Below are 9,565 nucleotides of genomic sequence, written 5' to 3' on the forward strand. Positions count from 1 at the left end.
CGTGGTTTCCGGATCGAGCCCGGCGAGATCGAGGCCGTGCTGTCCGGGCATCCCGCCGTCGACCAGGTCGCCGTCGTGATGCGTGAGGACCAGCCCGGCCACCGGCACCTCGTGGCCTATCTCGTGCCACACCAGGAGATCGGCGCGGCGGAGATCCGCGCCTTCGTGGCCGGGCGGCTGCCCGAGTACATGGTCCCCGCGGTGGTGGTCGAGGTGGCGGAGCTGCCGCTGACCGCCAACGGCAAGCTGGACCGCGCGGCGTTGCCCGCCCCCGACTTCGGTGCTCTGGCGACCGGGCGGGGGCCGCGCACCGCGGTCGAGGAGCGGTTGTGCGCCCTGTTCGCCGAGGTCCTGGACCTGGCGCGGGTCGGGGCCGACGACGGCTTCTTCGACCTCGGCGGCGACTCGCTGCTGGCCATGCGGCTGATCGCTCGCATCCGGGAGGTGCTGGGCACCGAGTTGAACGTCCGCACGCTGTTCGCCGAGCCCACCCCGGCCGGTGTCGCGGCATCCCTGGAGACCCGCGGCGAGGACGACGACTTCGACGTCCTGCTGCCGATCCGCACCGAGGGGACCCGGCCCGCGCTGTTCTGCGTCCACCCGGTGGAGGGCATCAGTTGGCGCTACACGGGCCTGGCCGACCACCTGCCCGCTGACCTGCCCATCTACGGCCTCCAGGCACGAGGCCTGGCCCGGACCGAGCCGTTGCCGCGGACCGTGGCGGACATGGCGGCCGACTACTTCGAACGGATCCGATCCGTCCAGCCCACCGGCCCCTACCACCTGCTCGGCTGGTCGCTGGGCGGGGTGGTCGCCCATGCCCTCGCCACCCACATCCAGGCACGGGGCGAGCAGGTCGGCCTCCTGGCGATTCTCGACGGCTATCCCGCCTCCACCGCCGTACGGAGCCGGCCGGAGGACGGCCGGGAGGTCATGCCGAAGGTCCGCGGGAAGATGGACCAGCGGCTGGACCGGATGATCGAGCAGGTCGTCGGCCGTGGGGACGTCGGCCGCGGGGACGTCGACGGCGAGCGGCTGCGCAGGATCCGCTCGGTGCTCGACAACACCATGAGGCTGGGCGCGGAGTTCACTCCGGATGTCCTGCACGGCGACCTGCTGCTGTTCGTCGCGCTGCTTGACCGGTTGCCCTCCCAGCCCGCAGCCGAGGCGCCCACCCTGTGGCGGCCCTACGTCGACGGGCGGATCGACGGTCACGAAATCTCAGGAGCCCACCAGGAGCTCATGCAGGCAGAACATCTCGCGGAGATCGCACGGGTGATCACCGAGAAGCTGGCACGACACGAGAGGTGAGAAAGGTGCCGACGACAAGCATTCGACCGCTCCTCCGTAGCAAGCCGCGCATGTGGGGATGGACCTTCCGATGACCATCAGCCTCGACCGGCCGGAGCCCCCGGCCGCAGCGCTCCCGCACGTCCGGCCGATCGCCAGGATCGCGGGTGTCGGGACCGCCGTGACCGCCACGTCGTACACCCAGCGGGAGCTGCTCGACATCCTGGGCGTGACGGATCCCAGGGTCCGCTCGGTCTTCCTCAACAGCGCGATCGATCGGCGCCACCTCACCTTGCCCCCGGCCGACGCTGCCGGCCGCCGGGTCTGCGAGCCGCAGGGCGACCTGCTGGACAAGCACAAGCGGCTCGCAGTCGGCATGGGGATCGAGGCCCTCACCGCCTGTCTGAAGGACGCCGGCGCCGAGCTGGCCGACTTGGGCCATCTGTGCTGCGTGACCTCGACCGGATTCCTCGTCCCGGGGCTCAGCGCACTGATCATCCGCGAGCTGGGCATCGACCGGCACTGCAGCCGCAGCGACATCGTCGGCATGGGCTGCAACGCGGGCCTGAACGCGCTCAACGTGGTGGCCGGCTGGTCGGCGGCGCACCCGGGAGAGCTCTCCGTCGTGCTGTGCGTCGAGGCGTGCTCGGCGGCGTACGCGCTGGACTCCACGATGCGCACGGCCGTGGTCAACAGCTTGTTCGGCGACGGTGCCGCCGCGGTGGCCATGGTCGCCGGCACGCCAGGTCCGGGGGCGCGCATTCTGAAGTTCGCGAGCTGCGTCATCACCGACGCGATCGACGCCATGCGCTACGACTGGGACCGCGACCAGGGACGGTTCAGCTTCTTCCTCGACCCGCAGATCCCCTACGTGGTGGGCGCGCACGCCGAGCTGGTCGCCGACCGGCTGCTGGCGGGCACCGGCCTGCGGCGCAGCGACATCGCCTACTGGCTGGTGCACTCGGGCGGGAAGAAAGTCATCGACGCGGTCGTGGTCAATCTCGGGCTCACCCGCCACGACGTCCGGCACACCACCGGAGTCCTGCGTGACTACGGGAACGTGTCCAGCGGCTCCTTCCTGTTCTCCTATGAGCGGCTGTGCCAGGAGGGCGTTACCCGTCCCGGTGACCACGGGGTGCTGATGGCCATGGGGCCCGGCTCCACCATCGAGATGGCGTTGGTCCAATGGTGAGGGCGAAGGAGATCGTGCTGAGGATCGACGGCGCCCAGCCGTTGTCGGCCGAGTCGGTCCGCCGGGTCGCCGAGGTCTGCGACCGGGTGGAGGACTCCGGCGGGACCGCAGCCCTGGTCGCCCACGTGTCGGGCGCCCCGCGCGGCGGGGTGCCCGAGGACCTGACCGTCGGTCTCGTGACCAAGTGGGAGCGGGCACTGCGCCGGCTGGAGCGGCAGTCCGCGACGACGGTCGCCATCGCCTCGGGGGACTGCGGCGGGACGGCACTCGACGTACTCCTGGCCACCGACGTGCGCCTGGCCACCCCCGGCACTCGGCTGCTCGTCATGACCGACGGCGGGGCCACCTGGCCCGGGATGGCCCTCTACCGGCTCGTCCAGCAGGTAGGGACCGCCGCGGCTCGCCGGGCAGTGATGTTCGGCGCGCCGATCGACGCCGTCGAGGCGCTGCGGCTCGGGCTGCTCGACGAACTGTCCGACGATCCGGAGGGCGTGCCGGTGGAAGCCTTCCCCGGGCGGGAGCTGGCGATCAGACGGCAGCTGATGTTCGATGCGAGCACCACGAGCTTCGAGGAAGCGCTCGGTGCCCACCTGGCCGCCTACGACCGTGCGCTGCGCCGCGGGGCGGCATCATGACGGCCGGGGTCGCCGCCCCGCAGCGGGCGGAGAAGGCTCTGGCCGAGGCGGCCGAGCGCGCCGAGGAACGGCTCGCCGCGTTGCCCGAGCCCGCGGTGCGCTCACCCGAGCAGCGGGCCGAGGCCGCCGCCGTGGTGGACGGGATCCGCCTGCTGCGGGTCCGGTTCATGGACGCGCATGCCGACCAGGTGTACGACCGGCTCACGGCTGGCCGCACCATCAGGCTGCGGCTCGGTGAGCTGGTCGAGGCCGCCGCGACCGCGGTCCCCGGCCTGGTGCCCACCACCGGGCAACTCGCCGTGGAACGCGAGCGGCCGCAGAGAAACAAGGAAGGGCGCGAGATCGACCAGGGCATCTTCCTGCGGGCGGTGCTGCGCTCGCCGCTGTCCGGTCCGCACCTGCTCGACTCGATGCTGCACCCGACCCCGCGCGCGCTGGCGCTGCTGCCCGAGTTCCGCCGCACCGGTTCGCTGCGGCTGGAGACGGTACGCCTGGACCGGCGCGACGGGGTGGCCCACCTCACCATGTGCCGCGACGACTGCCTGAACGCCGAGGACGAGCAGCAGGTCGAGGACATGGAGACCGTCGTCGACCTGGCCCTGCTCGACCCGGCCGTCCGGGTGGGGCTGCTGCGCGGCGGGGAGATGAGCCATCCGCGCTACCGGGGCCGGCGGGTGTTCAGCGTGGGCATCAACCTCAAGCGCCTGCACGCCGGGGAGATCTCGCTGGTCGGGTTCCTGCTGCGTCGCGAGCTCGGCTACATCAGCAAGATCGTTAGAGGTCTGGTCGCCGGAGAGGGGGCGACCTGGCGCGGTGGCGTGATCGAGAAGCCGTGGGTGGCCGCCGTGGACACCTTTGCCATCGGCGGCGGGGCCCAGCTCCTGCTGGTGTTCGATCATGTCCTGGCCGCGGCCGACTCCTACTTCAGCCTTCCGGCCACGCGGGAGGGCATCATTCCCGGGGTCTCGGCGCTGCGGCTCAGCCGGTGCGCCGGGCCACGGCTGGCCCGCCAGGTCATCCTGGGCGGCCGCCGCATCTGGGCGACCGAGCCCGCGGCCCGGTGCGTGCTCGACGAGGTCGTCGAGCCGCACGAGCTGGACGCCGCCGTCGACCGGAGCGTGGCCCGGCTCGACGGGCCGGCGGTGGTCGCCAACCGGCGGATGCTGAACCTCGCCGAGGAACCTGTGGCGGAGTTCCGCCGCTTCGTGGCCGAGTTCGTGCTGCAGCAGGCGCTGCGGCTTCATGATCAGGATGTCATCGACAAGGTCGGCCGATTCGCCGGGAGCCTCGCATGAACGAGCCGCGGGTGCGCTATGCGAAGAAGGGCCACGTGGCCAGCATCATGATCGACCGGCCTGAGGTGTTCAACGCGCTGGACCAGCGGACTCACCAGGAGCTCGCCGCGATCTGGAACGACGTGGAGGCCGACGATGAGGTGTGGGTGGCGGTGCTGACCGGCGCGGGCGACCGGGCCTTCTCGGTCGGCCAGGACCTCAAGGAGCGGGCAGAGCTCACCGAGCGAGGCACGCCCGCCACCTCCCTCGGTAGCCGGGGTCAGCCCGGCTGGCCCCGGCTTACCGAGCGCTTCACCCTGTCCAAGCCGGTGATCGCGCGGGTCAACGGGTACGCGCTGGGTGGCGGGTTCGAGCTGGCCCTGGCCTGCGACCTCATCGTCGCCGCCGAGCACGCGGTCTTCGGGCTGCCGGAGGCGCGGCTCGGCCTGATCCCCGGGGCCGGCGGCGCGTTCCGGCTGGCCCGGCAGCTTCCGCTGAAGACCGCGATGGGGTATCTGCTCACCGGTCGCCGGATGACCGCCGCGACGGCACTGCGGTTCGGCCTGGTCAACGACGTGGTTTCCTACCCGGAGCTGGACGGCTGCGTCGCCGAGTGGACCGACGACATCATCAGAAGCGCCCCCCTCTCGGTTCGCGCCATCAAGGAAGTGGTGCTCAGATCTCTCGACATGCCGCTGCCGGAGGCATTCTCCGCCCGATACCACTGGGAAGAGCGGCGCCGGCACAGCCTGGACTCCGCGGAAGGGGTCCGAGCGTTCGTCGAGAAACGCGACCCAGAATGGGCTGGCCGCTGAGCCCGCGCCGTCCGCCGCCCACCGCTGGTGCGTCGTCCAGGAGAAAAGAATCCGTAATCGGGGGTGGGCGTCATTCCGGTTAACCAGCGGGCTGGGGTGGAAAGCGCGTCGAGGCGCAACGAACGGAGGGGCAAGAATGGACATTCATTCGATCGACCACATTGAGCTGTTCGTCGAGGACGCCGCGCAGGCTGCGGCCGAACTGTGCGATTCCTTCGGTTTCACCGTCACCGGCCGAGGCGGGCCGCGCACCGGGCTCAAGGGCTGCGAGTCGGTGCTGCTGCGGCAGTGCGACATCACTGTCGTCGTCACCGCCGCGACCAGCTCCGACCACCGCGCCGCCGAGTTCGTCCGTCGGCACGGCGACGGAGTGGCGGTCATCGGCTTCGCCGTCGACCAGGCGCAGGCCGCGTTCGCCGAGGCGGTGAATCGTGGAGCGGTGCCGGTCACGCCGCCCGAGACCCTGGGAACGCCGGGCGGCCGCGTGACCTTCGCGTCGGTGGCCGGGTTCGGCGACGTGGAGCACCGCTTCACCTCCCGGGAGGCGGTCGAGGGGCCCTTCTCGCCCGGCCTCATCGAGGAGACCGTCCCAGACCGCTCCAACGAAGGCCTGCTCAGGGCCATCGACCACGTCGCGGTCTGCCTGCCCGCCGGCGAACTGCACCCGACCGTACGCGCCTATCGGGACGTGTTCGGCTTCACCCGGACCTTCGAGGAGCGCATCGTGGTCGGCTCTCAGGCCATGGACTCCCAGGTGGTGCGCAGCCCGTCCGGCAAGGTCACCTTCACCATCATCGAACCGGACACCACCCGCGCCCCCGGCCAGATCGACGAGTTCGTCCGCTCGCACGGCGGGGCGGGAATCCAGCACATCGCGTTCCGCACCGACGACATCACGGCGGCGGTCCGGGACAGCGCGAAGCGCGGGGTGCGGTTCCTCACCACCCCGGCGAGCTACTACGAGGCGCTGCCGGCGCGGCTCGGCCCGGTCGGCGTCCCGGTGGAGACGCTGCGTGAGCTCAATATCCTGGCCGATCGCGACCACGGCGGCGTCATGCTGCAGATCTTCACCGCGTCCCGGCACCCCAGGCGGACCTTTTTCCACGAGCTGATCGACCGCCGCGGCGCCCACACGTTCGGCAGCAACAACATCAAGGCCCTGTACGAGGCCGTCGAACGCCAACGGGCCGCCGAGAGCGCCTGACCTCGGCCTTGGGGGAGTGAGCAGGTGGGAGCTGATCTCGTGCCCCGGCGCCTCATCGTCATCGGCGCCGGATTAATCGGCACCTCGATCGCCCTGGCCGTACGCGACCACGGCGCCGACGTGCTGCTGACCGACCGCGATCCGGCGGCGGCGCGGCTCGCCGCGGGCCTCGGCGCCGGGGTGGTGCTACCCGGTGGACCCGCCGCCTACCGGGGCGCTCCCGCCGACCTCGCGGTGCTGGCCGTACCGCCCGCCGCCGTGCCTGCCGCCCTGCGGGACGCGCAGAAGCACCAGGTGGCCCACGTGTACACCGACGTGGCCAGCGTCAAGCAGGCGCCGATCGCCGAGGCTGCCAAGCTGGGCTGCGACCTCACGGCCTTCGTCGGAGGCCACCCCCTGGGCGGCAGGGAATGGTCAGGGCCGCTGGCCGCCCGGGCCGGCCTGTTCCGCGGCCGGTCCTGGGTACTGTGCCCCACCGGCGAGTCCGGCGCGGCCGCCGCCGCCACGGTGACCGCGCTGGTGCGGGCCTGCGGCGCGCGGCCGGTCCTGATGGATCCCGCCGAGCACGACCGGGCGATGGCGGTGATCTCGCACGCCCCGCACGTGGTGGCCTCGGCGATGGCGGCCCGCTTCGTGGACACCCCGGAGACAATCATGAGGCTGACCGGGCAGGGTGCGCGCGACGTCACCCGGATCGCGGCGGGCGACCCTCGGCTGTGGCTCGGCATCATGTCGGCCAACGCCCATCCGATCGCCGACGTGCTCGACGAGGTGGCGCGGGATCTGGCACGTACGGCCTCGGCGCTGCGGTCCGAGGGGAACACCGCCGTCACCGATCTGCTGGTCCGCGGCCGGGTCGGGCACGGTCGCATCCCCGATCCACAGAAAGTGGAGGACAGCTGATGGAGACAACCCATTACCCGCGCAAGGAAGACCTGCGCAAGGAAGACCTGCACTCCAGCGTCGCCGATCCCGTCATGGACACGATGAACTTTCTCAACGAGGTCACCGTGCGTTTCCCCACGGCGATCTCGTTCGCTCCTGGACGGCCCTATGACGGCTTCTTCGACATCGAGCAGATCTTCACGCAGGTGCGGCGTTATCTCGATCACCTGGCCGAGCGGGGCGACTCGCCAGCTCAGATCCGCGACGCCCTGTTCCAGTACGGCCCGTCCGCCGGACAGATCCGGAAGCTGATCGCCGAATCACTCCGGGTGGACGAGGGCATCGACGTGCCGCCGGAGTCCATCGTGGTCACGGTCRGCTGCCAGGAGGCGATGTTCCTGGCGCTGCGGGCGCTCATGCGGRACCCGGGCGACGTGCTGGTCGTCTCCAGCCCGTGCTACGTGGGGATCACCGGCGCGGCCCGGCTGTTGGACATCGAGGTGACCCCGGTCGAGGAACGGGCGGACGGGCTGCACTGCGCCGATCTGGCGGCCGCGGTCGCGGCCGAGCGGGCGCGCGGGCGCCGGGTCAGGGCCGTCTACGTGGTCCCCGACCACTCCAACCCCTCCGGGGTGACCATGCCGCTGCCGGCCCGGCGGGCGCTGCTCGACCTGGCCGTACGCCTTGACCTGCTGATCCTTGAGGACAGCCCGTACCGGCTGGTCAGCCCGGGCCCGCAGGTGCCGACGCTGAAGTCGCTCGATCCGGCGCGCCGGGTGATCCACCTCGGCTCCTACTCCAAGACGGTCTTCCCGGGGGCCCGCGTCGGATTCGCGGTCGCCGACCAGGTGGTGCGGGACGCCTCCGGAGGGACCGGGCTGCTGGCCGACGACCTCGCCAAGATCAAGAGCATGGTCACGGTGAACACCTCGCCGCTCAGCCAGGCCGCCATCGCCGGGGCCCTGCTCGCCGCCGACGGCCGGATCTCCGAGCTGAACGGCGAGACCTCGGCCTACTACGGCGACACCATGCGCGCCATGCTGCAGTGCCTGGACAAGCACCTGCCGGCCGAGCGGCGGGCCGAGCGCGGGGTGAGCTGGAACTCACCCCGCGGCGGATTCTTCCTGACCATGCGGGTGCCGTTCCGTGCCGACAATGCCGCGCTGACCCGTTCGGCGCAGGACTTCGGGGTTATCTGGACGCCGATGTCCTACTTCTATCCGAAGGGCGGCGGCGACCACAGCATCCGGCTGTCCACCAGCTACCTGACCCGCTTCGACATCGAGGAGGGCATCGCGCGGCTGGTCGGCTTCGTGGAGTCGCAGGCCAACCCGCCGCGCTGAGTCGGTTACCGCACTGAGTCGGTTACCGCACCGAGCCGGTTACCGGGGTGAGCCGGTTACCGGGGGCCATGGGTCGGCTGGCCGGGTGAAGCCTATGAACGGGGCGTGCACGATGACGAGGCGTGTCGTTCGGTCATCGAATCTGAGTGGACATTTTCAGGGCCGGATGTCCAACTGCTGAATCGGACATCTGGCCGGGTACCGCCTTGCTCTGCCCGTCACGGGTCGGTTACCTTACAGTGGGATGAGTCGTTATCCCCAAATGGTCGCCGACGGAGAGAGGTAATGGTCATGACCAATCCCTTCGAGGACGAGTCCGCCAGCTATTTCGTGCTCGTCAACGACGAAGGCCAGTATTCGCTCTGGCCGGTCTTCGCCGAGGTTCCAGGAGGCTGGTCCATCGTCCACGGTGAGGACTCCAGAAAGGCGTGCCTGGACTTCATCGAGGAGAACTGGACGGACATGCGGCCCAAGAGCCTCATCGCGGAGATGGCGGAGTACGAGACCGCCGACTGAYGGCAGGTCTCGCCGCACCACTCGATACCGGACGGATGAGGCGGGGACGTCGATGCCTGGTACTGCGGACCTGACACTACCGGAGATGTTTCAGGCGCAGGTGGTCGCGCGGCCTGATGCGGTGGCGRTGGTCTGTGAGGATGTGCGGTTGACCTATGCGGAGTTGGATGCCGCGGTGAACCGGCTGGCTCGTCTGTTGGTGGGTTTGGGGGTGGGRCCGGAACGGATTGTGGCGGTGGCGTTGYCCCGGTCGGTGGAGATGGTGGTGGCGTTGCTGGCGGTGCTGAAGGCGGGGGCGGCTTATCTGCCGGTGGATCCGGAGTATCCGGCCGCCCGGCAGGCGTTTATGCTGGCCGATGCCGCTCCCGTGGTGACGTTGGGTACGGCGCGGACCGTGGGGGCGTTGCCTGA

At 70.7% G+C, this 9,565-nt stretch carries 10 protein-coding genes; all 10 read left to right on the plus strand.

Annotation, left to right across the window (positions count from 1 at the left end):
• A partial coding sequence (locus tag KBI5_RS22280) for an alpha/beta fold hydrolase (protein WP_116289995.1) occupies positions 1-1,311 on the plus strand: 1,311 nt, incomplete at its 5' end.
• A gap of 70 nt (positions 1,312-1,381) precedes the next feature.
• Positions 1,382-2,482, plus strand: coding sequence for a 3,5-dihydroxyphenylacetyl-CoA synthase DpgA (gene dpgA / locus KBI5_RS22285; protein WP_011436870.1), 1,101 nt, complete (start codon positions 1,382-1,384; stop codon positions 2,480-2,482).
• Positions 2,476-3,117 (plus strand): enoyl-CoA-hydratase DpgB, encoded by a 642-nt coding sequence (dpgB, locus tag KBI5_RS22290; protein WP_011436869.1) that lies wholly within the window; start codon positions 2,476-2,478, stop codon positions 3,115-3,117. The genes dpgA and dpgB overlap by 7 nt, the downstream gene beginning before the upstream one ends.
• Complete coding sequence (dpgC, locus tag KBI5_RS22295; protein ID WP_011436868.1) at positions 3,114-4,412, plus strand: (3,5-dihydroxyphenyl)acetyl-CoA 1,2-dioxygenase DpgC; 1,299 nt, start codon at positions 3,114-3,116, stop codon at positions 4,410-4,412. Before dpgB ends, dpgC begins: the two co-directional genes overlap by 4 nt.
• Positions 4,409-5,206 carry an enoyl-CoA-hydratase DpgD gene (dpgD, locus tag KBI5_RS22300; RefSeq protein WP_011436867.1) on the plus strand — a complete coding sequence of 266 codons (798 nt, stop codon included), beginning with the start codon at positions 4,409-4,411 and terminating at the stop codon, positions 5,204-5,206. The genes dpgC and dpgD overlap by 4 nt, the downstream gene beginning before the upstream one ends.
• Positions 5,207-5,342: 136 nt before the next feature.
• Positions 5,343-6,410, plus strand: a complete 1,068-nt coding sequence (gene hppD, locus KBI5_RS22305; protein WP_011436866.1) for a 4-hydroxyphenylpyruvate dioxygenase — start codon at positions 5,343-5,345, stop codon at positions 6,408-6,410.
• Positions 6,411-6,434: 24 nt separating this feature from the next.
• On the plus strand, positions 6,435-7,313 hold the full coding sequence (locus tag KBI5_RS22310) for a prephenate dehydrogenase (RefSeq protein ID WP_011436865.1): 879 nt from the start codon (positions 6,435-6,437) through the stop codon (positions 7,311-7,313).
• Positions 7,313-8,638, plus strand: a complete 1,326-nt coding sequence (locus tag KBI5_RS22315) for a PLP-dependent aminotransferase family protein (RefSeq protein ID WP_085016354.1) — start codon at positions 7,313-7,315, stop codon at positions 8,636-8,638. Before KBI5_RS22310 ends, KBI5_RS22315 begins: the two co-directional genes overlap by 1 nt.
• Positions 8,639-8,929: 291 nt before the next feature.
• Entirely contained in the window at positions 8,930-9,154 is a 225-nt protein-coding gene (locus KBI5_RS22320; protein ID WP_035734592.1) for an MbtH family protein, read from the plus strand.
• Between the two features lie 148 nt (positions 9,155-9,302).
• A partial coding sequence (locus tag KBI5_RS22325; RefSeq protein ID WP_277870126.1) for an AMP-binding protein occupies positions 9,303-9,565 on the plus strand: 263 nt, incomplete at its 3' end.

The sequence above is a fragment of the Frankia sp. KB5 genome, from assembly GCF_002099325.1.
GTDB classification, from domain to species: Bacteria; Actinomycetota; Actinomycetes; order Frankiales; family Frankiaceae; genus Frankia; species Frankia casuarinae.